27 protein-coding genes and 1 pseudogene are annotated in these 23,181 nt (G+C 36.7%); 13 read left to right on the top strand and 15 right to left on the bottom strand.

The genetic code is table 11. The features are described from left to right. Positions 1-111 precede the first annotated feature (111 nt). The 9 genes from AB1630_00400 to AB1630_00360 are packed head-to-tail and all read left to right on the top strand — an operon-like array spanning position 112 to position 4,323. Positions 112-534 carry a nucleoside deaminase gene (locus AB1630_00400; GenBank protein ID MEW6102273.1) on the top strand — a complete coding sequence of 141 codons (423 nt, stop codon included), beginning with the start codon at positions 112-114 and terminating at the stop codon, positions 532-534. After that, positions 531-1,028, top strand: coding sequence for a GNAT family N-acetyltransferase (locus AB1630_00395; protein MEW6102272.1), 498 nt, complete (start codon positions 531-533; stop codon positions 1,026-1,028). Before AB1630_00400 ends, AB1630_00395 begins: the two co-directional genes overlap by 4 nt. Continuing rightward, positions 1,021-1,647, top strand: a complete 627-nt coding sequence (locus AB1630_00390; protein MEW6102271.1) for a histidine phosphatase family protein — start codon at positions 1,021-1,023, stop codon at positions 1,645-1,647. Before AB1630_00395 ends, AB1630_00390 begins: the two co-directional genes overlap by 8 nt. Beyond that, complete coding sequence (locus AB1630_00385; GenBank protein ID MEW6102270.1) at positions 1,647-2,279, top strand: ribulose-phosphate 3-epimerase; 633 nt, start codon at positions 1,647-1,649, stop codon at positions 2,277-2,279. The genes AB1630_00390 and AB1630_00385 overlap by 1 nt, the downstream gene beginning before the upstream one ends. Before the next feature lie 40 nt (positions 2,280-2,319). Then, the gene (gene rpsP, locus AB1630_00380) at positions 2,320-2,580 is read left to right on the top strand and encodes a 30S ribosomal protein S16 (protein MEW6102269.1); all 261 of its coding nucleotides are present in this window, start codon (positions 2,320-2,322) and stop codon (positions 2,578-2,580) included. Further along, positions 2,564-2,794, top strand: coding sequence for a KH domain-containing protein (locus tag AB1630_00375; protein MEW6102268.1), 231 nt, complete (start codon positions 2,564-2,566; stop codon positions 2,792-2,794). The genes rpsP and AB1630_00375 overlap by 17 nt, the downstream gene beginning before the upstream one ends. Next, on the top strand, positions 2,791-3,456 hold the full coding sequence (gene trmD / locus AB1630_00370) for a tRNA (guanosine(37)-N1)-methyltransferase TrmD (protein MEW6102267.1): 666 nt from the start codon (positions 2,791-2,793) through the stop codon (positions 3,454-3,456). The genes AB1630_00375 and trmD overlap by 4 nt, the downstream gene beginning before the upstream one ends. Further along, positions 3,446-3,784 (top strand): 50S ribosomal protein L19, encoded by a 339-nt coding sequence (gene rplS / locus AB1630_00365; GenBank protein ID MEW6102266.1) that lies wholly within the window; start codon positions 3,446-3,448, stop codon positions 3,782-3,784. Before trmD ends, rplS begins: the two co-directional genes overlap by 11 nt. After that, a complete protein-coding gene (locus AB1630_00360) occupies positions 3,781-4,323 on the top strand; it encodes a ribonuclease HII (GenBank protein ID MEW6102265.1) in 543 nt (180 codons plus the stop codon). Before rplS ends, AB1630_00360 begins: the two co-directional genes overlap by 4 nt. Before the next feature lie 657 nt (positions 4,324-4,980). On the opposite strand, the pseudogene AB1630_00355 reads toward AB1630_00360, so the two are convergent. The 7 genes and pseudogenes from AB1630_00355 to aroE all read right to left on the bottom strand — a co-directional run bounded on the left by AB1630_00355 (position 4,981) and on the right by aroE (position 11,312). Then, positions 4,981-5,583 (bottom strand): annotated as a pseudogene (locus tag AB1630_00355) (hypothetical protein). 12 nt (positions 5,584-5,595) lie between these two features. After that, positions 5,596-5,829, bottom strand: coding sequence for a type II toxin-antitoxin system HicA family toxin (locus AB1630_00350; GenBank protein MEW6102264.1), 234 nt, complete (start codon positions 5,827-5,829; stop codon positions 5,596-5,598). Then, entirely contained in the window at positions 5,830-6,078 is a 249-nt protein-coding gene (locus tag AB1630_00345; protein ID MEW6102263.1) for a type II toxin-antitoxin system HicB family antitoxin, read from the bottom strand. 137 nt (positions 6,079-6,215) lie between these two features. Continuing rightward, positions 6,216-8,219: a DNA translocase FtsK 4TM domain-containing protein gene (locus AB1630_00340; protein ID MEW6102262.1), complete on the bottom strand. Its 2,004-nt coding sequence runs from the start codon at positions 8,217-8,219 to the stop codon at positions 6,216-6,218. Next, positions 8,216-9,160 (bottom strand): magnesium transporter CorA family protein, encoded by a 945-nt coding sequence (locus AB1630_00335; GenBank protein ID MEW6102261.1) that lies wholly within the window; start codon positions 9,158-9,160, stop codon positions 8,216-8,218. Before AB1630_00335 ends, AB1630_00340 begins: the two co-directional genes overlap by 4 nt. A gap of 33 nt (positions 9,161-9,193) precedes the next feature. After that, positions 9,194-10,462: a serine--tRNA ligase gene (gene serS / locus AB1630_00330; GenBank protein MEW6102260.1), complete on the bottom strand. Its 1,269-nt coding sequence runs from the start codon at positions 10,460-10,462 to the stop codon at positions 9,194-9,196. Positions 10,463-10,466: 4 nt separating this feature from the next. Continuing rightward, on the bottom strand, positions 10,467-11,312 hold the full coding sequence (aroE, locus tag AB1630_00325) for a shikimate dehydrogenase (protein MEW6102259.1): 846 nt from the start codon (positions 11,310-11,312) through the stop codon (positions 10,467-10,469). A gap of 96 nt (positions 11,313-11,408) precedes the next feature. Here aroE and AB1630_00320 point away from each other — a divergent pair, with 96 nt between their 5' ends. The 4 genes from AB1630_00320 (at position 11,409) to AB1630_00305 (ending at position 17,113) form a co-directional block, all read left to right on the top strand. Next, positions 11,409-11,861: a flagellar hook capping FlgD N-terminal domain-containing protein gene (locus tag AB1630_00320; GenBank protein MEW6102258.1), complete on the top strand. Its 453-nt coding sequence runs from the start codon at positions 11,409-11,411 to the stop codon at positions 11,859-11,861. Positions 11,862-11,961: 100 nt separating this feature from the next. Then, positions 11,962-16,506 (top strand): flagellar hook-basal body complex protein, encoded by a 4,545-nt coding sequence (locus tag AB1630_00315; protein ID MEW6102257.1) that lies wholly within the window; start codon positions 11,962-11,964, stop codon positions 16,504-16,506. Between the two features lie 48 nt (positions 16,507-16,554). Then, a complete protein-coding gene (locus AB1630_00310) occupies positions 16,555-16,752 on the top strand; it encodes a flagellar FlbD family protein (protein ID MEW6102256.1) in 198 nt (65 codons plus the stop codon). 1 nt (position 16,753) lies between these two features. After that, positions 16,754-17,113 (top strand): hypothetical protein, encoded by a 360-nt coding sequence (locus AB1630_00305; GenBank protein ID MEW6102255.1) that lies wholly within the window; start codon positions 16,754-16,756, stop codon positions 17,111-17,113. A gap of 19 nt (positions 17,114-17,132) precedes the next feature. Here AB1630_00305 and AB1630_00300 read toward each other — a convergent pair whose 3' ends face one another. The 8 genes from AB1630_00300 to AB1630_00265 all read right to left on the bottom strand — a co-directional run bounded on the left by AB1630_00300 (position 17,133) and on the right by AB1630_00265 (position 23,114). Further along, positions 17,133-17,846, bottom strand: coding sequence for a nicotinamide-nucleotide amidohydrolase family protein (locus AB1630_00300; GenBank protein ID MEW6102254.1), 714 nt, complete (start codon positions 17,844-17,846; stop codon positions 17,133-17,135). Next, on the bottom strand, positions 17,843-18,994 hold the full coding sequence (coaBC, locus tag AB1630_00295; protein MEW6102253.1) for a bifunctional phosphopantothenoylcysteine decarboxylase/phosphopantothenate--cysteine ligase CoaBC: 1,152 nt from the start codon (positions 18,992-18,994) through the stop codon (positions 17,843-17,845). Before coaBC ends, AB1630_00300 begins: the two co-directional genes overlap by 4 nt. Next, on the bottom strand, positions 18,984-19,790 hold the full coding sequence (locus tag AB1630_00290; GenBank protein MEW6102252.1) for an FAD/NAD(P)-binding protein: 807 nt from the start codon (positions 19,788-19,790) through the stop codon (positions 18,984-18,986). Before AB1630_00290 ends, coaBC begins: the two co-directional genes overlap by 11 nt. Position 19,791: 1 nt before the next feature. After that, entirely contained in the window at positions 19,792-20,754 is a 963-nt protein-coding gene (locus AB1630_00285) for a 4Fe-4S dicluster domain-containing protein (protein ID MEW6102251.1), read from the bottom strand. Then, positions 20,738-21,541 (bottom strand): 4Fe-4S dicluster domain-containing protein, encoded by an 804-nt coding sequence (locus tag AB1630_00280; protein MEW6102250.1) that lies wholly within the window; start codon positions 21,539-21,541, stop codon positions 20,738-20,740. The genes AB1630_00285 and AB1630_00280 overlap by 17 nt, the downstream gene beginning before the upstream one ends. After that, complete coding sequence (locus AB1630_00275) at positions 21,528-22,046, bottom strand: ORF6N domain-containing protein (GenBank protein MEW6102249.1); 519 nt, start codon at positions 22,044-22,046, stop codon at positions 21,528-21,530. The genes AB1630_00280 and AB1630_00275 overlap by 14 nt, the downstream gene beginning before the upstream one ends. Beyond that, a complete protein-coding gene (locus AB1630_00270) occupies positions 22,036-22,449 on the bottom strand; it encodes a hydrogenase iron-sulfur subunit (protein ID MEW6102248.1) in 414 nt (137 codons plus the stop codon). The genes AB1630_00275 and AB1630_00270 overlap by 11 nt, the downstream gene beginning before the upstream one ends. 80 nt (positions 22,450-22,529) lie before the next feature. Continuing rightward, on the bottom strand, positions 22,530-23,114 hold the full coding sequence (locus AB1630_00265) for a Uma2 family endonuclease (protein ID MEW6102247.1): 585 nt from the start codon (positions 23,112-23,114) through the stop codon (positions 22,530-22,532). Between the last annotated feature and the right edge of the window lie 67 nt (positions 23,115-23,181).

Here is a 23,181-nt window from a genome sequence, read left to right as displayed (position 1 = left end):
TACCTTAAAATAGGTTTTTTGTCAAGATTTTTTTGTTAGAATCGCTTTAACAAAAAAACTAGACAAAATTATTGAGTAAAGATTACAATATATAATGTGGATGATTTGTTTATGCAATCTGCCATTAAGGAAGCAGAGAAAGGAAGAAACAAAGGAGAGGTGCCTGTAGGTTGTGTTGTTGTGTTTAAAGGAGAAATTATAAGCAAAGCCCATAATGAGGTTGAAAAGAGGGGTAATCCAATGAACCATTGTGAGATTTTGGCATTAAGGAAGGCTTTAAGGACAATTGGAAGAAGGGAAATGAGCAATACATCTTTATATATTACCCTTGAGCCTTGTTGTATGTGTTTTTTCTCTATGGTTCTCTTAAGGATAAAAGAGCTTATCTTTGGAGCAGATAATCCAAAGTTTGGTGCCTGCGGCTCTGTGGTAGATATTACATCGGGTTTTAATCATAAGATAAAGATAAAATCTGGAGTATTGAAAGAAAAATGTGCAAGGTTGCTTTCTGATTTTTTTAAAACACTTAGATGATTACAGAGATGACAATTGATGATATTTCACAAGTAAAAGCAATATTTTATTCATATCCACATCATTTTAATAAACTTGGTCTTATTAAGCTTGAGGAAGAGATTAGTGAACATATCAATAATCCAGATTTTTCAAAAAGGTGCTTCTTTGTTGAAAAGGAAATGCATCAGGTATTGGGTGTTATTGGATATGTAAAAAGCCTAAAAAATCCCTATGAATTTGAGGTTACATGGCTTGCTGTGAGAACGGATTTTAAAAGAAAGGGCATAGGAGAAAGGCTAATAAAACACCTTGAGGAAAGGGTAAGGGGTCTTTCAGCAGAGACATTGGTAGTTTATACACCAGACGATATTGGTTCTATAAGCTTTTATGAAAAAATGGGATTTACACAAAGCGGAGAGCTTTCATCTGATAACAAGATTGGCTATAAGAAGACAATAAAGATTCACAGACCAACATTTAAATCAAGGGAGGCAATAGGAATCTATGAGTGAGTGCGTATTGATAAGGCATGCCCAGACAGATTGGAATAAAAGAAAGGTCTTTAGGGGAAGGATAGAGGTTGAGTTAAATAGAACAGGAATTCGTCAGGCTGAAAAAACATCAACCATTCTTTCTGACCTTCCTGTTGAGATGATTTATACAAGCCCCCTTAAAAGGGCATTGATTACAGCCCAAATCCTGAAAAGACCCCATTCTGATGCAGTTGTAAAGGAAGTTCCTAATCTTATAGATATTGATTATGGAGAATGGCAAAGGCTTTCAGAGGATGATGTGAAGGATAGCAAGCTCTATTCAGACTGGATAACAAAACCTGAAAGTGTCAAGTTTCCAGGTGGAGAATCATTGGAGGATGTTAAAAATAGGGTAATTCCTGTTTTTGAGGAGATTGTAAGGAACAACAACCTTTCAATCATTGTAACCCATCGGATTGTAATTAAAATTATTCTTCTTCATATTATGGGGCTTCCTCTTTCATCTTTCTGGGCTGTGCGACAAGACCCTTGTGGAATAACAAGGATTGAATTTGTGGATAATAAATTCATTATTCAAAGCCTAAATGAAACACATCACCTCTATAAACCATCAACAGAGCTGAAAGAGGATTTTTAATGTTTGTTTATCCAGCCATTTTAACAGATAAAAAAGAAGAGCTAAAAAGGATGTTAAAGATAGCAGAAGCCTTTTGCAAGAATGTTCATATAGACATTACAGACGGTGCTTTTGTCCCTTCTAAAAGCATAAGTTACGACGATCTTGTTGAGACAAACCTTTTTATGGAAATACACCTTATGGTTAGCTCTCCAATAGATTATGTAGAAGGCTTTAAAAAAAGGGGGGCAAAAAGGATAATCTTTCATATTGAATCAAATGATAGCCCAGAAAAGACAATAGAAAAAATAAAGGATGAGGGTTTAGAGGTAGGCATTTCCCTTAATCCAGAAACACCAATTCTCAAAATTGAGCCATTATTTAAAAAAATAGACCTTGTGCTTATTATGAGTGTTGTCCCTGGTTTTTATGGAAGCCAATTTATTCCCGATGTCCTTTTGAAAGCAAAAGAGATTAAAGAAAAAAAACCAGACCTTTACCTTGAGATGGATGGAGGCATAAAGCTTTCAAACATTTCCCTTATAAAAGAGGCAGGGGTTAATATTGCAGCTGTTGGCTCAGAGATATTTAAATCAGAAAATCCATCTTCTGTTTTTGAGAAGCTTTTAGCCCTATCCCATAAAAACCCTTGACTAAAGATAATTCCTTTGCTTATAATTTTTATGTTTAAAAATGGTAAAGATTAGACTTAAGAGAATAGGGGCTAAAAAAAGCCCATCATATAGGATTGTGGCTATGGAGGAAAAAGTTAAAAGGGATGGAAGGGTAATTGACGAGATTGGTCATTATCATCCAAAGACAAAACAACCCACTTTTGTTAATCTTTCAAAAATAGATGATTGGGTAAAAAAAGGAGCACAACTAACCACCACTGTAAATAGATTGGTGGAATCTTATAGAAAAGGAGGAGAAAAAAATGAGACAACTAGGTGAGTACATTGTCAAATCGCTTGTTGACAATCCCGACAAGGTAAAGCTTACTGAGATGGAGAGCGAAAAGACTACTATCTTAGAAGTAAAGGTGGATGAAGCTGATGTTGGAAAGATAATAGGCAAGCAGGGAAGGATAATTAAATCAATAAGAACCATCCTCCAAGCAGCAGCAGCAAAAAAGGGAAAAAGGGTTGTTGTTGAAATGCTTGATTGAGAATAGATGTTCTAACACTATTTCCTGAGATATTTAAGGGGCCTCTTGATGTAAGCATTATTAGAAGGGCAAGGGAAAAAGGGATATTAGATATCCATATACATAATGTAAGGGATTTTTCAGAAAACAGCCATAAAAAGGTGGATGATTATCCCTATGGTGGAGGCCCTGGGATGGTTATTAAGCCCGATGTCCTATTTAGGGCAATTGAGGCACAGGAAAAGGGATATGTAATTTATTTAAGTCCACAGGGTAAAGTTTTAAATCAAGCTTTGGCAAAGGAGTTAGCAGAAAAAGAGCATATTATCTTTCTTTGTGGACATTATGAAGGAATTGATGAGAGGGTAAAAACAATGATTGACCTTGAGCTTTCTATTGGAGATTATATTACAACAGGAGGAGAAATTCCATCTCTTGTTGCAATTGATGTTATAGGAAGGTTTATTCCAGGTGTATTAGGAAATCCTGAATCCTTAAAGGATGAATCATTTACATCCTTTTATCTTGAAGGGCCTCAATACACAAGGCCTTACGAATTCAGGGGAATGAAGGTTCCTGATATTCTTTTATCAGGAGACCATAAAAAAATAGAGGAATGGAGAAGGAAAAAAAGAGAGGAATTAACAAGGGAAAAAAGACCAGATTTATTAAATGAAGATTGAGGCTATAGAAAAAGATTTTGTAAAAAAGATTCCAAAGTTTAATGCTGGAGATGAAATTGAGGTTTCTGTAAAGATAAAGGAAGGGGATAAGGAACGTATTCAGCATTTCACGGGAATTGTTATTGGAAAAAGGGGAAGCGGTGTATCAAAGACATTTATTGTTAGAAAGATATCCTACGGCATTGGAATTGAGAGGATATTTCCGTTATATTCGACTTTAATTTCAAAAATAAAAGTTAAAAAGAGGGGAAGGGTAAGAAGGGCAAAGCTCTATTATCTTAGAGAAAGAAAGGGAAAGAGGGCGATGGAAGTTAAAACCTATAAGTGATAGCAGGGGTAGACGAAGTAGGCAGAGGACCACTTGCTGGGCCAGTAATAGCTTGTGCTTGTATTCTTCAGGAAGAAATACCAGGAATTAAGGATTCAAAATTACTATCTTCTAAAAAAAGAAAATCCCTCTATGAAATTATTATAAAAAGGGCAGATTATTCAATTGGGATAGTAGAAAACAATGTAATAGACAAAATAAATATCCTTCAAGCCACCCTTCTTGCAATGAAAAATGCTATTTTTTCTTTAAAAATTCCTCCATCCCTTGTTCTTGTTGATGGTCCTTATGAGATTCCAGGCATTCCTTACAAACAAAAGGCAATTGTAAGGGGGGATAGAAATGAGCACTCAATAGGAGCCGCCTCCATAATTGCAAAGGTAGTAAGGGATAGGATAATGGAGGGCTATGATAAAATATTTCCAAATTATGGATTTGCAAAGCATAAAGGCTATCCAACAAAAGAGCATATTTCTGCTATTAAAAAATATGGTATTACAGAAATTCACAGGAGGAGCTTTAAATGGAAACACCATTAGAGAGAATAGACGACTATAGGTGGCAGATACCAAAGCTTTAGGTATGATATGAGGGTTCCTGGTTTTATTCTATGCCACAGAAAAGCTTCTTACCCATATAAAGGCAGATAATACTCCCATTCAGGTTGCAAATGTTGCTACCCTTCCTGGCATTGTTAAGTATTCTTTAGCTATGCCTGACATACACTAAGGAGAAATAAAGTATACTATTGTGATAGCTTTTTGTCAGCAACAAATTTTTTGTATGTGTTTAGCTCCTACATAAAAAGTATCAATCTTTATAAATCCTAAATCCTAAACAATATCAAAATCCAAATGTTCAAAATCCAAAAACATCGGCCATTGTTTTGGTCATTTGGATTTTGTGCTTTGAATTTGTTTAGAATTTCGTGCTTATGTATTTAGAATTTTCCATATCTTCTTTCCTAACTTTAGGATACATTAAGCATTAGCTAAACACGTACAATAAAATATATCGGCAAAAATCTCATTTTCCTTAACAGCAAAAGTCATGAAGCATTAGGATCTTAAAGGTCTTTTGTTATATAGTAAGTTCGGATGTAACCTAACCTATCTTGAGCAAAAATTTTGTAAAAATCCCTAAAATACTATTTTTAATTATTCCCATTAGCTATAAGTCCTTGAAAAATCAGGGGGTTATTTTTTAATTCCCCCAATTTCTTCCTTGTAGTGTATGGAGAATGTATGGGAGATAAAAATAATTCTGACAAACATCTTTGGTCTTGTTATAATGTTATTATGTTTATCAGACTCTACTATAGAAATGGCTTGTTCATAAAGAGAATCGTCTATTTCCTCATCTTCGTCAACGGTTTCTTTTATTTCTTCCTCCCTTATCTCTTTCTTCTCAAGGGAAATGCCTTGACTCTTAATAAAATCAACAATTTTCTCTATCTCAGGAAGGGAGATATAAGCACCCTGTAGCCTCATTGGCTTTGGGGAACCTGCTGGAAAGAATAGCATATCACCCCTTCCTAAAAGCTTTTCAGCTCCCATCATATCAAGGATTGTTCTTGAATCAACTCGGGAGAATACCTGAAATGCAATACGGGATGGAAAATTTGCCTTAATAAGCCCTGTTATAATATCAACAGATGGTCTTTGTGTTGCAATAATATGGTATCCATCTACATCTCTAACACCCTCCTTTGCAAATGTCTTCTTGTATCTTTCATCCATCTCCTTGAGCAGCCAATGCAATGTAATGATTGCTTTCTTTGAGGAGCAGATAACATCAGTAAGGAGATGGGTCTAAATTAGTTCTCTAAATTCTTCTTTTGACAATCCAGTATCACCTAATATGCTTTTTAGGGTTCTTCTTTTTATTATTTTCCCCCTATGTCTTGGAACAATGGTATGTCTCATATCGCTTTTTCTCCGCCATACCTCATGACTACCTTTTGCTGTTCTATAGAACTCAAATCCAATCTTGCAAAGAACCTTGATAACATCTTTATCGGTTACTGCCGGAAATCTCTCGCTCATTCATACTTCCTGTAATATGGGAATACCTGAAGTAACCACTATATTTCCCTCATAGACTGAAAGCGATGGTATGTCTTTACCTAAATCTTTATAAGAGTCAATGAATATCTTTATTGCATCTTGAATATTCTCTATTGCCTCTGAATAAGTCTCTCCTTCCACATGGCATCCTTGAAAGATGGGACATTGGGCATAATACCCTCCTTCTTCTAAACACTCAATTATTATTGGAAATAGAATGGTCTTCATTTTTTCCACAGCCTTGTAAATAAAACAAGGCTCAGGATTAATACAAACCTCTTTTTCATACCCCACCTTCCATATTAAGGTAAATTTTCATTCTTAATATTATCTAAAATCTCCTCCCTTTGTCAAACATTTTTCATTTATCTTAACACCTTTCTTGGCTTGCTTCCATCTGGAGGGCTGACAATGCCTTCTTCCTCCATCCTTTCAATAAGCCTTGCTGCCCTATTGTATCCTATCTTAAGCTTTCTTTGAATCATAGATGTTGAGCCATATCCTGCATCTTCTACTATAGAAATTGCTTGTTCATAAAGAGAATCGTCTATTTCCTCATCTTCGTCAAATCCTTCTTTTATTTCTTCCTCCCTTATTTCTTTCTTCTCAAGGGAAATGCCTTGCTCCTTAATAAAATCAACAATTCTTTCTATCTCAGGAAGGGAGATATAAGCACCCTGTAGCCTCATTGGCTTTGGTGCACCGGCTGGAAAGAATAGCATATCACCCCTTCCCAAGAGCTTTTCAGCTCCCATCATATCAAGGATTGTTCTTGAATCAACACGGGAGAATACCTGAAATGCAATACGGGATGGAAAATTTGCCTTAATAAGCCCTGTTATAATATCAACAGATGGTCTTTGTGTTGCAACAATAAGATGGATTCCAACCGCCCTTGCCATTTGAGATAGTCTTGTTAAAGCCTCCTCACAGGAACGCAATGATACAGCCATAAGGTCAGCAAGCTCATCTATAACTACAACAATGTATGGAAGTTCTCCCTTTTTCTTATGGTATCCATCTATGTCTCTGACACCCTCATATGCAAATGTTTTATACCTTTCATCCATCTCCTTAAGAAGCCAATGCAATGTAATAATAGCCTTTTTTGAATCACAGATAACATCAGTAAGAAGATGGGGAAGCTCTTTAAATATTGTCATTTCAACCCTCTTTGGGTCAATGAGGACAAGACGCAATTGTTGGGGAGATGCTTTATAGAGAAAGCTTGTAATAATTGAGGCAAGGCATACGCTCTTTCCAGAGCCTGTTACACCTGCAACAAGGAGGTGTGGCATACCTGCAAGGTTCACAATAATTGGTTCGCCTGTTATATCCTTTCCAAGAAAGAATGATAAAAGGCTTTCCTTCTTTTTAAACTCACCTCCAGAAAGCCCCTCTTTAAGAAAAACAGCCTGGATCTTATGGTTTGGAATCTCAATGCCAATTGCGCTTTTTCCAGGTATTGGTGCTTCAATCCTAACAGCCTGGGCAGCCAATGCCAATGCAATATCATTTGAAAGCCCTGATATTGAGCTTACCCGAACACCAGCGGCAGGTTGAACCTCAAAGGATGTTACGGTTGGTCCTCTATTTATACAAACAACCTTTGCCTCTATCTTAAATTGTGAGAGGGTATCCTCAAGCTGTTTTGATAATGTAAGGAGGTCTTCCTTTATTTCCTTTTCTGGAATGATTACAGGCTCAGAAAGTAATGATAAAGGTGGAAGCTGAAATGATGTAGGGCTTTCTTTTTCCCTTATCTCTTCTATTTCCTTCCTTTCACTTGATAAAACTATTCTAGGCTTTTCTTTTTTCTTCTCCTGCTTTGGCTCTTCCTTTTTTGGATATTCCTTTTTGACTTTAGGAATTGAAAAAGACCTGAATGGAAACAAAATCGCTCCACCAGAAAGATAAAGGCTTAAAATAATTAGCATGCTTATTATTACTATATAAGAACCTGCTAAATGAAGCCATTGAAGAAGAAAGTAGCTGGTTTTAAATCCAATCCATCCACCCTTGAATAATGAAAACTCCCTTGTTGGATTAGAAAGGGGAGAAAATAAAATACATATTGTAAGGATAAGAAAGGCAAAAGAGATGATTTTGAAATAGGAGAATGTTTTTTCTCTCATTATGGCTATCCCTAAACATAATATGCCAATAGGAATGAATATTGAACCTATACCAAAGGAAAGAATAAGGAAGCCTGCAATGTAAGAACCAACAGGCCCTATTGGATTATTAGCAGAAAGAGCTATTCTCCAATCAGCTGGTCGGACATTCCAAAACCCTAGAATTGCAATTAGCAACAAAAGTGAGAGAGAAACAAGGGCTATTCCTATAATTATCCCTTTAATGTTCTTCATAGAAGCCGCTTTTTCCTAAGATAGATAAATACAGCAAAGGTAGAGAGAAAGGTAATTCCAAAGACAAATGCCAATCCCTTTATCCCCCATTTAAACTCAGGAAGGGCTATATTCATTCCATAGTAGCCTGTAACCATTAAAAAAGGGATTGCCAATGTGGCAAGTACAGTAAGAACCTTTACTACCTCAGAAAGATGAGCCTCCAAGTTTGAAGAGCATACCTCAAGGATATGGGTTAGAATATCCCTATAGGTGTCAAGGGTTGTATTTACCTGGATAATATGGTCATTGATATCCTTAAAGTAGGGGATGTGTTCTTCTTTTATAATGGGAAATGGTTTTCTAATAATGGTGTTGATAACAGCTTGTTGGGGAAGGATTGTTCTTCTAAGCGACAAAATCTTTTTTTTGATATTAAAAAGACAGTTTATGGCATTTCTGGAGGGATTAAGCATAGCCTCTTCCTCAGCCCTATCAATCTCATCGTCAATCCTTTTAATAATGAGAAGGAAGCCATCAACTACACTATCAAGGATAGAATGGAAGAGAAACCCTGAGCCATTCTTAAAAATTTCACCATCTTTTTTTATTTTATTAACTACATTAGATAAAGCGGGTATTTCCCTTTCATGCACTGTTACAACAAAATTTTTTCCAACAAATATATTTAGCCCCTCTGTTTCTTCCTTTACTAAAGAATGGACAACTATAAAGAGATAATCATCAAACTCATCAATCTTTGGCTGATTTTGGGGGAATATACAATCCTCAATGGATAGCTCATGGAATTTAAAGACATCCTCTAATATATCAATATCTGCCTCATTTGGGTCTTCTATATCCAACCATAAAAGATCAGCCTTGGAAAGATTAAGCCCTATCTCTTCCCTTTTTATATCAGAGGCTATTTTTTCATCTATATAAGCAAATGATTTCAGCATCTTATAAATCCTTACCTCACTTTTGATTTTCTTTCATATCCTCTCTTCTCCTACATATGGTTTTAAAACATTAGGAATAATTACCCTTCCATCGCTTGTTTGATAATTTTCCAAGATTGCCGCAAATGTTCTTCCAACAGCCAAACCTGAACCATTCAGGGTATGAATATATCTAACCTTTGACTCCCGACTCCCGACTCCCGACTCCCGACTCCTATACTTTATATTGCATCTTCTTGCTTGGAAATCGGTAAAATTAGAGCAGGAGGATATTTCAACAAATTTATCCATTCCAGGCATCCATACCTCAATATCATATGTCTTTGATGCAGAAAAACCAAGGTCTCCTGTGCATAGGCTAACAACCCTGTATGGCAATTTCAATTTTTCCAATACTTTACAAGCATCGGACAATAGAACCTCAAGCTCTGAATATGAATCCTCTGGTTTGCTTATTCTAACAAGCTCAACCTTATCAAATTGATGCTGTCTTATTAAGCCCCTTGTCTCCTTTCCATAGGTTCCAGCCTCCTTTCTAAAGCAGGGTGTATAGGCGGTATATAACAAAGGCAGGGCATAATCTTCTAATATTTCATCAGAATGTATGTTTGTAAGGGGAACCTCTGCGGTTGGGACAAGCCAGAGGTCAGAGCCTTCGCATTTAAACAGGTCATCAGAAAATTTTGGAAGCTGTCCTGTTCCTGTCATTGTCTTTGAAGAAACAAGGAATGGTGGCGAAATCTCATTATAACTATTTTCTTTTGTATGAAGGTTTAGCATAAAGTTTATCAAAGCCCTTTCAAGCAAAGCTCCTTTTCCCATATAAAGAGAAAACCTTGAGCCAGATAATTTTGTTGCCCTTTTTGCATCTAATATCCCAAGGATTTCTCCAATTTCCCAATGCCCTTTTGGTTTAAATGGAAATTCCTTTATCTCTCCCCATCTTCTTATTTCAACATTATCTTCAGAACCTTTTCCATAAGGAACGGATGAATGCGGAATATTTGGTAGTAAATATAAAATCTCATCCAGAGATTCCTCTATGCTCCTTAATCCTTCCTCATATTCCTTTATCTTTAAGGATAAACTCTTTGTTTCTTCAATTAGCCCTTTTTCTCCCCTGTTTATCCTCTCCTGGATGATGTTTCTTTTTTCCCTCTCTTTATCCCTTTTTTGAATAAAATCCCTTCTTTGTTTATCATATTCATTAAAGTCATTAAGAATATTTAAAGAATACCCTCTTTTTTCTAATGCCTCCTTTACAGCCTCAAAATTTTCCCTTATAAATTTTATCTCTAACATAACCTCATTTTGACTCCTGATCTCCTCCTCCTGACTCTTGACTTATAACCCTTCTCATCACTTCAATAGGTGGATAAACGCCGCTCCAAATTTCAAATGACCTTGCACCTTGATGGATAAGCATTTCAATGCCATTTATAATTTTTGCTCCCCTTTTTTCTGCCTCAATTAAAAGCCTTGTCTTTGGTGGATTATAGATAATGTCATAGACAATTTGTCCTTTCTGAATAAATGATAGTTCAATTGGAATAGGGTCATCTTCCTTCATTCCCAAAGGGCTTGCATTTATAATGAGGTCATAGAGTTCTGCTTTGCCATCAAAGGCTTCTACATTGCAATTGAAATTATCCTTGATTAAATTAAAAAGGCTATTTTCCCTATCCTTTGAAATATCAGAAATAGACAATTTGCTTAAACCCTCATCTGCCAATGATACACCAATTGCCCTGCCTGCACCTCCGCACCCTACAAGCAAGACATTTTTTCCCTTTAAACTAAAATCCTTAATTGATGCAATAAATCCCTCTCCATCTGTATTAAATCCAAGCCTTTCATCCTCCTTGAATAATATGGTATTTACCGCACCAATCATTTTTGCTTTTTCATCTATCTCTGTAAGATGGCTCATTGCTTCAATCTTATGTGGTATGGTTACATTAACGCCAACAACACCTAATGCAGAAAGGCCATATATTGCATCCTTAAGACCTTCTGGCTTTACCTTGAATGGCAAATATACCCAATCCATATTAAGATGTGAAAAGCAAGCATTGTGTATTATCGGAGAAAATGTGTGTTTCACAGGGTATCCAATAAGCCCAACAACCTTTGTCTTTCCTGTTATTTGCATATACAAATTATCCTATAAAATCAATATAATTTCAAGGATAAAAAAAATCCTAAAGTTTTTTTAAGAATTTGCCGATATATAATTTAAAGAATTATTATGAATGGAGTTTCGGGTGTTAGTGGCGTAGGGAGCTTGGCAATCCAGAAGATGGGTTTAGGAAGGGATGACTTTCTTAAGCTTCTGACAGCTGAAATGCAAAATCAAAACCCATTAGAGCCATTAGAAAATAAGGAATTTATTGCCCAACTTGCCACATTTTCTACTTTAGAGCAAATGATTAGCCTTAATGACAGCTTTACAAACTTTATGAATATCAATTCAAAGGCAGGTGTGCTTTCTGTTTTAGGAAAACAGGTAAGTGTAAAAATCTCTGATACCCAAACCATCACTGGAATGGTGGAAGAGGTATATTATGATAAAAATAATAAGCCTTATATTAAGGTAATTGATAATTTAGGAAATATTACCGAGACAGCATTTGAGAATATTGTCTCGGTGAAAATGGAACCTGAGGTTGGTCCTTATTCAGGTGGTCCTCCTCCAGTATGATAGGTATATTATGATAAAAATAATTGTAAAAAAATTAAATGAAATTTAAAATTTGCAATCTAAAATTTAAAATTTGCAATTTTAAAGGAGGTAAAAAGAGATGTTAAGGTCAGTCTATTCAGGGATTACAGGGATGAGGATTAACCAGCTATGGTTTGATGTAATAGCTGGGAATATGGCGAATGTAAATACGCCTGGTTTTAAGAAATCAAGGATTTCCTTTGAGGACTTATTAAACCAGACAGTATCTGGGGCTATGCAGCCAACAGGTGAGCTTGGAGGAACAAATCCAATGCAGATTGGTTTGGGTTCTCGGGTTAGTGTTGTTCAGGTTGTCCATAGCCAGGGAACTGTAAAGGAGACCCAGATTTCAACAGACCTCCTTATAAATGGCGATGGGTATTTTGTTGTCTCTGATGGCACTGCAACTAAATATACAAGGGCGGGAAACTTTACCTTTGACACTTCTGGAAATCTTATAAACAACTCTAATGGTTTTAAGGTATTGGGATGGAATGCAGAGAGGGATTCTATAACAGGTCAGCTAGTAATAGATGCCAACAACAAGACGAAGATTGATACAAGTAGTGCTTTAAAGGGAATTGTGATAGATACAAATGACATTATGAGTCCAAAGGTAACATCAGAGATATCCTTTAGTGGAAACATTAACTCCTCAACAAATACTGCATTTAATTCAATATCTCTTAACCTTGCGAAATATATAAAGAGCGTTGTTCCTGTATCTGAGGGAGGGCTGGGAATTACACTTTCTAATTCTTGGGATACAGCTGGTTTTGAAAATACACCAACCGGAACAATAACACTAGGACCAGAGGGATATACCCAAACATTTTCCTTAGGCTCAAAACCGCAAGACCTAATAGATGCTATAAACAATAATTCTGCAACCACAGGCATTTCTATTGAATATAGCCAAGAGGATAAGTTTGTTTTAAAGGTAGACCCAGATAATTTAAGGATAAAAGAGGTTGGTGGAAAGATTGTTGTCTCTGAGACACCCGCATCTGGAAGGACAGGCTTTTTTACAGAGGCAAAGATTCCAACAAAGACATATCACGGCTCAATTGATGCAAAGATTGAGTTTGATCATCTTTTAGACCCAACAGACCCAAACAACTATTATTTAAGGTGGAAGGCAATAGACCCAGAAAGCAGTAATGTTATTTCAACAAACGCATATTATTATACCTCGGATGACTATGGAGTAGCCCCAGGTCAGGTTACCGATGAACTGGTTGGTTATTCTATAGGACATACAACAGGACAAGATTTTACTACTAATGAGCTTGTCTTTGAGCTTGATAACCCGGATGTTGACCCAACAAGCCTACAATTGTATGTTACAGATCCAACCACAGGGGTAGAAACCCTCTATAGCCAGTATAAGCTTCCTGCACAAGCAGGAGCCCTTAATGGCCAACAATTAGGATTTTATGCTCCCCCAAACAATTCCTACTACTTTGATGACAATGGTCAAACAGAGATAATCTATCCTTATACTGGAACAAATGGCGACGAGGGAGGTGACGCATTAAATATTGGAAGGAGCAGAAACGGTGTTGACAGGATAATATTTATTACATCAGGAGGAACAGCTGGTCCACCTGTTGTAGGTTCAAAGATAACCGCAGACTATGTAAGGAATGGATTTAATCTTTCCTCCTCTACAGTTGATCCAACAACCTTACAAATAAAAGTAGATGGTGCGACACAAGATAGAGCAAATTATACATTTAACAACAATTTAGGTATAGGTGGTAAGGACCAGATAACATTCTTTTCAACCACAAGCACAGAGGAGGTTGTTTCAAATTCCCTTGATGTTTCTCAACCATTTAATAGAGCAGGGTTTAACTCAGCAACAGGTCTTGTAATGCCAAATAATGCTTTAACCTCAACCATAACTATTGCTTGGAGTGGTGGAGGTGAAACATGGACATCTGCCCAGCTTCAAAGCTATGGAACTGTGGCTGACTTTTTAGCCGCAGTTACAGCAGGTGTAAATGGAAAGGCGGGAACAAACCTTATAAGCCTTACCTATGATCCTGTTTCCGATAGGTTTGAACTTGAAAATACTCAAGGTATCTATGTTTCACAGTCTCATGAAGAAGGCTTTTTAACCCATGCAAAGCTTCCAGGTGAGGGAGATATTACCTCAGTCTACCTTGCTGCATATACAAATCCAAAGTCAAGGGAGGATGTTGTGGTTAATAGCCTAGACCTTAATAAGATTTTTCCAAAGGCAGGGTTTAATAATGGGTTTAAGGATGCAGAGCCGCCAGTTCCACCAACCGCAAGAACTATACAATTCACCTGGACAACTTCAACGGGAGTGGCTGCTAGCTGGACATCAGCTGACCTAGCTTCTTATACCTCAGTAGCCAATTTTATTGATGATGTTAATCAGGCGGTTGATATGACAGGAGGAACAACATTGCCACTTGGAATAACATTAAGATATGACTCAAAGAATGATAGGTTTACAATTATGAATACAAACTCATCAGTAACGGTAAGACAGGCAACCCTTGATGGATTTCTAACCAAGACAAAGCTTTTAACTACAGGTCTGGAGGCAGTTGATGTTCCTGTATCGCCAGTCAGTTGTGGAGGGGTTACAACCGCTAACTATAACTACAATAAGACGGTTGAGGCAAAGGGCATTTTACAGCTTAATTCTGACTATAAGGCAATCAACAACTTTAAGGATACAGAGGCAGTGCCTGAGGTTAGCTCAAGCATAGAGGTAATAGATGGAGCAGAGAGTGTCAACCTTGCTGGAAACTGGAGCCAATTTGATGCAGGGACAATAAATGGAACAATAACCATAGCAACAGATTCTGGAACATATACATCCAGAGAGATAAATATATCAAATTATCCAACTGTCCAGTCTTTATTAAATGAGATAAATGCCTCAGATGCCAAAATCATAATAGAATATGACCCAACCACAGATAAATTTACCATAAAGTCAAGGACAGAGGGCGCAAGGATTTCTTTATCTGAAACAGGAACAACACCATTCTTCTCAGAGATAAATATAACATTGGGAACCGTTGAGGGAGGAAATAACAATGGTGTTATGGACCTTATAACAGAAAGGCCAACACCATCTGATGGATGGTCTGATACAACATCTGCGGCTGGAACAGGAAGAGATTTTATTAGGCTAAATGCAACCTCAAATGAGGTAAAGGCTGAAAGCCTTGGAACAGCAGGAAGTGGAAAGCCAGGAACACAGGTTATTAAACAACCCATTGATGGTGATTCAACAGATAATGACCCATTTAGTCCTTTACCTTCTTCAGGAGCAGAATGGACGCTTTCCCTTCCCCATGGAGATGTTGATAGTGATACAATTGCTGTTTATTATGCTGACAACGCCACTCCAGACACTCCTACAATGCTTTCAAGTTCTCAGGTAACATTTTTAGATAATACAGGAACAGGTGGAGAGGATCAAATTAGAATAACACAGGTAGGAGGGAATCCACCAAATAGTAATTATATCTGGGTAGATTATACAAGGCTCAATGCATTTGACCTTGATAACCCAGATGTTGATTCTACAACACTAGTCCTTAAGGTTAATGGTGTTATTCAGGATGTTTCTGACTTTACATTCCAGGATGGTTCAGGTGCAAATGGCGTTGACAGGGTAATCCTTGACAGGTCTTATGGAACAGGAAGGGTTGAGGTTGACTATCGCCAGGTTTCGCCATTATCTGCTGATGTATTTGTTCCAAATGGAAATTCAGGACCAGAAGCTATTATATTTACACCAAATACATCAATTGATACAACATACTCAGGCTATAAGACATCTGATACAGGCTCTCCTGTTACTACAAGTGTAAACAGCGATTATATATATTCTGTCTCAAAACAAATCTATGATAGCCTTGGAAAGGGATGGGATATTACCTATAAATTTGAAAAATTGTCTACCAATAGATGGCTTTGGAATGTTCTAAATCCATCTTCATCTGATGAAAAATTTTCGGGTTATGGAATTGCTGTTTTTGATGAAAATGGAGATTATGATAAGGATAATTCTAAGGTATTTGAATCACCATCTGATGAGAGGACATCGGGAACAAAATTTAAAGGTCTTCTCTTTGATCCAGAGGGAAGTGATAAGGGCGCAGATTCTGTTGAAATAACCGCTGATTTTACAAAGATACATCAGTTTTCTGTTGATCATAGCCCAAATGCCTCAAAGTCTAATGCACAAATTTCCTCTCAGGATGGCTATACAACAGGAAAGCTTGAGTCAAAGAGCATAAATTCAGAGGGTGTAATTGTTGGTAAATATACAAATGACCAGGTTCAGAACCTTGGCCAAATAGCCTTAGCAACATTTTCTAATCCATCAGGCTTACTTAAAGAATCAGCTACCCTCTTTACTGAAACCCTAAATTCAGGAGAGGCGCTAATTGGAAAACCAGGTGAGAGTGGAAGGGGTAAAATCCAACCTAATCAGCTTGAGATGGCAAATGTTGACCTTGTTGAGGAATTTACAGACCTTATTATTGCCCAGCGTGCATTTCAGGCAAATTCTCGTATAATTGTAACAGACGACCAGATATTGACAGAAATAGTCAATATGAAGAGGTAGTTAGTTCATAGTTCATAGTTCATAGTTAAAGCTGTCGTTGGTTGATAAATGATTATTCTTACGAGACTTAATGGTCAAACCTTTGCCCTAAACCCCCATCAAATAGAGATAATCGAAGAAACCCCAGATACTGTAGTCACCCTAAACTCAGGACAAAAGTATGTGGTCAAAGAGCCACTTGACAAACTAATTGAGCTTATAATAAATTATAGAAAAAGATTGGGTGTTGTAGGTCAGGAAGAGTAAAATGAACATTGTTGAGGGATTAAGAAAGGTTTTACAGGAAATCTTGGTTCCTGAGTTAAGGGTTATTCAGGATACCTTAAAGGAGCATAGTGTTATCTTAAAGGAGCATAGCGAAAGATTTGAGCAGGTTGACAAAAGATTTGAGATGTTAATTGCTGAAATGAAAGAGACAAGGGAAGAAACAAATAAAAGATTTGAGGTAGTTTTTAAAGAATTGTCACTTGTAAGAGAGGATTTAAGACAGATAAACACAAAGCTTGATTTATCACAAAGGCTATCCAAACTTGAGGGTGTTCAAGAGGAAATGAGAAGGGAATTTATGGAAAGGCTTTTTGGAAAAAGTATGGTTGCTTCTGGTTAAAAAAATGAGGGTATGTGTCTTATCTAATGAGGGTTCTTCTTACCAAATCAATGGCATAGTAAGAGGCTTGTTCTTTTATTTGTTCCCTTTCCCCAGAAAACAAGAAATCTTTTACAATTATTTCATCCTGCCTTGCTAAACCAATATAAACAAGACCAATTGGTTTTTCCTGGCTTCCTCCAGAAGGACCAGCAATCCCTGTAATTGAAAGCCCTAGGTCTACATTAAAGACCTTTTTTACACCAATAGCCATTTCTTCTGCTGTTTTTTTGGAAACCGAACCATATCTTTCTATTGTCTTTTTTGAAACCCCAAGGAGACCTATCTTTATCTCATTGGCATAAGCGATTATTCCACCCTTAAAATAAGATGATGCCCCTGAAACATTTGTAATGAGATGTGAGGCAAAGCCACCTGTGCAAGACTCAGCAATGGCTAGTGTAAGCTTTTTAAGGTAAAGGATGTAGCCTAAAACCTTTTCTAATGTCTCATCGTTGCTTGTCCCATATATAGAATCACCGAGGCGCTTTTTTATATTATCAGATGCAGACTTTGTTAGTGAGGAAGCCACAGCCTCATTATCTGATGAGACAATAAGCTCTATATCAACGCCAAACCCTGTGCTTTTAAGCCCAATGGATACAGCCTTTCCCCATTTTGTAATATCCTCTAATGTCCTCTTTATCCTATCCTCTTTTAAGCCAATTGTCCTAAAAATCCTTACTTCTGTCATAGACTCTTTAGACCCTCTGACCCCCAGACTCTTTTAATAAGGCAGGTGGCAAATTCTGTTTTTGAGATTTCGCTAAATTCCTCAATGTTTCCATCCTTGTAAAGGATTTTTGGGATGATTGTTTCTCTTCCCATATCATCAATTGTGCAAAGAACAATCATATCAAGGTTTTTTTCTTTTAATTTCTTTTTTGCATTATCTTCTCTATTTTCCGTATCAACAGAGAATCCAATAATTTTTTGATGCTTTTTTCTTTTTCCAACCCCCTTTAAAATGTCAGGATTTCTTGTAAGTTTTAAGGTAATTTCTTTATCCTTTATTTTCTCTTTTGCTTTTTTCTCTGGCTTAAAATCACAAACAGCGGCGGTTGAGATAAAAATATCGCAATTATCAAATAATTCATCAACCATTTTTTTCATATCAGAGGCTGTTTTTACCTGGTATCTTTTTATAGATGACAGAGTAGGAATATCTGTTGTGGTTATTAGGCTTACATCGGCTCCAAATAAAGAAAATCTGCTTGCCAGGGAATGCCCCATAAGACCTGATGAGCGATTTGAGATAAACCTTATCGGGTCTATTGGTTCAATTGTTCCACCTGCTGTTATTAAAACCTTTTTTAAAGAGGCAATTTTGCTTATTTCAAGAAGAGACATTGCCTCCTTAACTATTACATCAACATCAGCAAGCCTTCCATAACCTTCACCTTTTGCCAATTTCCCCTTTTCTGGCTCTATTATAATTACGCCGTTCTCCTTCAAAATCTTAATATTCCTTTGTGTTATAGGATTTAGATACATCCCCTCATTCATTGCTGGTGCAATCAAAAGAGGTGCTTTCATTGCCAAAGCAATGCTTGTTAAGAGATCATCTGCGATGCCTTGTGCAATTTTTCCTATAATATTTCCTGTGCAAGGTGCAATAATTATCAAATCGCATTTTTTTATATGCTCGATGTGGAATGAGGGCTTTATCGCTACAGGGTTTTCTGACAGGGTTGCAATTGTAAGTGGACTGATAAATTTCTTGGCCTGTCTTGTCATTACAGGATGAATATTACATCCTAGGCTTTTAAGAGCTCTTATAAGCTCGCAAGCCTTATATGCGGCAATGCTTCCCGTTATTCCAAGGATTATATTAGAATTCATCTGGCATCTCCTTTATCTCCTTCAGGCTGAATACAGGGCCATCCTTGCAGACATAGGTTTTTCCAATATTACACCTTCCACATTTGCCAATCCCACATTTCATCTTCATCTCAAGGGTTGTTATAATTTTATCCTCTGAAAATCCAAGATTTTCTAATGAAGCACAAACAAATTTTATCATTATAGGAGGCCCACAGGTAATAACAAAACAATTTTCTGCCTTTAAAGATAATTCCTCCAATACCTTTGGAACAAAGCCTATTTTTCCAGTCCAACCCTCTTTTTCTCCACCAGGGTCAACGGTTAAAACAAGGTTTATTTTTTCTTTTAATTCCTCAAGCTCTCTCTTATAAACCAGGTCATTCACGCTCCTTGCTCCATAAAGCAAGGTTATTTCGCCAAAATCTTCCCTTTTGTCCAGGCAATATAAGAGCAAAGAACGAAGGGGTGCTAATCCAATCCCACCGCCAATAAACAATAGATTTTTTCCTTTAAGCACATCAATAGGAAATGAATTGCCATATGGTCCTCTAAAACCAATCTTATCATCTACATCAAGGCTATGTAAGGCATCTGTAACCTTCCCTATTCTTTTTACTGTGCATTCAATATAACCCTTTTGGGTAGGCGATGAGGCAATGCAAAATGTAGCCTCTCCCTCACCAAATACAGAATATAGCCCAAATTGACCCGGCATATAGGAAATATCCGCACCAAGCCTGAATGTCTTGATATCAGGTGTTTCCTTAAATATCTCAATAATCTCCAAAACCTTTGGTCTATATATATTTTCCATTTTACCCCTTGACTCCTGATCTCTTCCTCCTGACTCCTGACTTCTCAATTACCTCTAAAATATCCATAGAAACAGGGCAATGCCTTATGCACCTTCCGCAGCCAACACAGGCATATTCGCCGAATCTCTCCTTAAAATATGAAAATTTATGCATTATTCTATTTCTAAACCTTTGGAATTGTTCCTTTCTTGGCTGATGGGCTACCATTTTTGTAAAAAAAGCAAAGGCACAGGAATCCCAGCATCTAAAACGGCTATTTTTCTCATCAGCAATATCAAAGCAATAACAGGTTGGACAAAGGTAGGTGCAAATCCCACAGCCGAGGCATTTTAAAGAAATTTCTTCCCATTTTGGTGAATTAAATGAGAGCGAAAGATTATCTAAAGAAATGTGGGTCTTTGTTCTAATCCCTAAGCCCTGATCCTTAATCCCTGATCCATCAGGAACAATTGCCTTCCCTTTTTCGGTTATTGGCTCAAAATAATAATTATTGCCATCTTCAGCCATTAAAATATCGCTGCCACAAGACATATCATAGCCAAAAGATGTGCAAAAGCAGGTTTTGTCTGGCTCTTTGCATAGAAGGCTTATGATTATCGTATTCTCCCTCCTTTTTTTATAAAAAGAATCCTCTGGAAAATCCAAAAAGACCTTATCAAGGATGTTTAAAGCCTTTGCATCGCAAGGCCTGCACCCAATGATTATCCTTTTTTTATTATCTGGCGGCGATTCTGTAATTTCAATACCATCCTTTTTTATATTAAATCTTAATAATTCTTCTGTTTGGGGAAGAAATAGGGATTTAAGGGGAATAGTGGTATTGAGATAGGTAAATTCAGGCATCTTATCTTTAATTTCTTTAAAGAAAATAAGCCCATCAGAAGAAAAGGGAGCAAAAACATCTGCCTCCTTTTTTAGTTCCTCAATAAAACCCTTTAAATCCTTCTTATCCAATAAATTCATTGTAGTCATCTTTTTTAAATTCCTGAAGTGGAGGCTTGAGATTTACATCTTCTCCTGCTTTGTAGTCAAATAGCTCTAATACATCATTTGCTATCTTTAGATTTAGGAGGCTCAAGGGAATCTTCATTGGACAGACCCTCTCGCATTCTCCGCAACCAACGCACCTTCCTGCCAGGTGCAATGCCCTTGTTATGTGAAAGAGAAAATTGGATGAGCTTGAATTAGCCTTTGAAATCCATTGTGGAATGCTTACATCCACAATACAGGTTTCGCAATAACAAAGGGGACAAATTTGCCGGCAGGCATAGCACCTTATACATCGGCTAAATTCATTTTTAAAATAATTCCATCTCTCCTTTGGGTTTTTTTTCTCTATCTCAATTACCTCAGAAAATTTATCTCCTTTGATTTCTTCTTGTTTTTCACCAATTAAGTAATCATAAAATTTTGGATTTTTGTCAGGGCAAGAGCTACATTTTTTTAAATTTAAGCCAGGGCAAGCAATGCCAATTATTACAACATCCTCTCTCTTTATCTGATTTTCCTGGACAAGACCAATTATAGACCTTATATCACAACCCTTTGCGATAATTCCAACCCTTTCTTTCATTTTTGTTAAATAAACAGAGAGGTTATGAAAGCACTTATCATTAAAGATAAGCCTTTTGGTATCCTCTTTATCCTTAATAAAACAGGGAGATACTATTCCATTATTTTCTTCATAGCCAATAATTAAGGAAATATCGCCTTTTTCCAATAATTCATATGCTAATTTACTTATTTCCATTTTTTTCTCTAAATCCTATTTTCTTTATATTAGAAACAGGGGTGGATAATATACCCTTTATGGCATCAAAGATAATCTTAAATTGCTGGTCATATTTTTTCTCCATATTTTCAACCTTTTTCCTTAATTCCTCATTGCTTAAGACCATTTCCCTTAACCTTACAAAGGCTCTCATAATCTGGATATTTACTTTAACTGCCATTTTGCTATTAAGCACAGAGGATAGCATAGCAACACCCTGCTCTGTGAAGGCATAAGGAAGATGTCTAACTCCACCCCAACTTGATATGCCAAAATGGCACCTCAAGTTTTCAAGCTCTTCCTTTGTCAGTTGAAACATAAAATCTTCTGGAAATCTTTCTATATTTCTATTGACCTGCCGTTTTAACGCAGATGTTTTTACTCCATAAAGCTCTGCCAAATCTTTATCTAACATCACCTTTTTATTTCTTATCACAAGAATCTTGCCCTCTATTCTTTCAATGGGAACCAAGCTATTTTTCATCCTTAAATCCCTCAAATGGGCCAAGCCTTTTTATTTCCTCTACCATTTTAGAAACGCTTTCTGCAAATTTTACACCCTCTCCCCCTGATATCCAAAAAAATTGTAGCCTTTCCTTTTCTATACCCATAAATTCAAGAAGTCTTGCGAGTATTGCAAACCTCCTCCTTGCATAATAATTTCCCGATACATAATGGCAATCACCTGGATGGCAACCAGAGACCATAACTCCGTCAGCACCCTCCTTAAAGGCTTTGAGGATTAGAAGAAAATCTATCCTCCCTGAACAGGGAACCCTGATTATCCTTATATTTTCAGGGTATTTTAGCCGAGATGTCCCAGCAAGGTCAGATGCCGCATATGTGCACCAATTACATAAAAATGCAATAATTTTAGGTTCTTTCATATCACTCAATTTGATGAAATAATCCTTCAGATAGTATCCATAATGGTAGCATTTGTTGGTTTAATCTTTAAAATTTATTTTTATTCTCCAGAGGAAAATATGGTGTTTAAATCTATTTTTAAATCTTCAAAGATGTCCACTTTTATCCCCTCTTGTTTTTTATATTCTTCAGGCTTTCCATACTTATCCTGTTTAAGTTTAAATATAACCACCTCCTCTGTGGCTGGGTCAAATATCCAATATTGTTTAACTTTATGCCTTTCATATAGATGATATTTGGTGATAAGGTCTTTTTTGGCGGTGTAGGGAGATAAGATTTCTATAATGATATCCGGAGCACCGATACATCCACGATCATCAAGTTTATTCCGCTCACAAACAACCACAATATCTGGTTGAACCACGGTTTCTATCTCTTTCTCTGCCTCATCAGCCTCTGGCAATCGGACATCAAAAGGGGCAAGATACACCTCACAAGGTTTGTTTTTTAAATAATTATGGAATTCAGCAAATATATTACCTACTACCTTCTGATGCCTTCTTGAAGGAGAGGGGCTCATATCATAAGCTACTCCATCTATCAGTTCCCATCGTTCTTCATCTGACCATTTCAGATAATCTTCATAAGTGAATCGTTCTTTTATTTTTCTTGCCAGAAGACCCATAAATAATACCTCCTTTTAGAATTTATCTCACCCTTTCATTACTAAAATAAATATACCATTGGAATAA

Source organism: bacterium, assembly GCA_040753555.1.
In the GTDB taxonomy this organism is placed as follows: Bacteria; UBA9089; UBA9088; order UBA9088; family UBA9088; genus JBFLYE01.
Note: the sequence above shows the minus strand (reverse complement) of the source record. Positions and strands in the feature narration are given on the sequence as shown.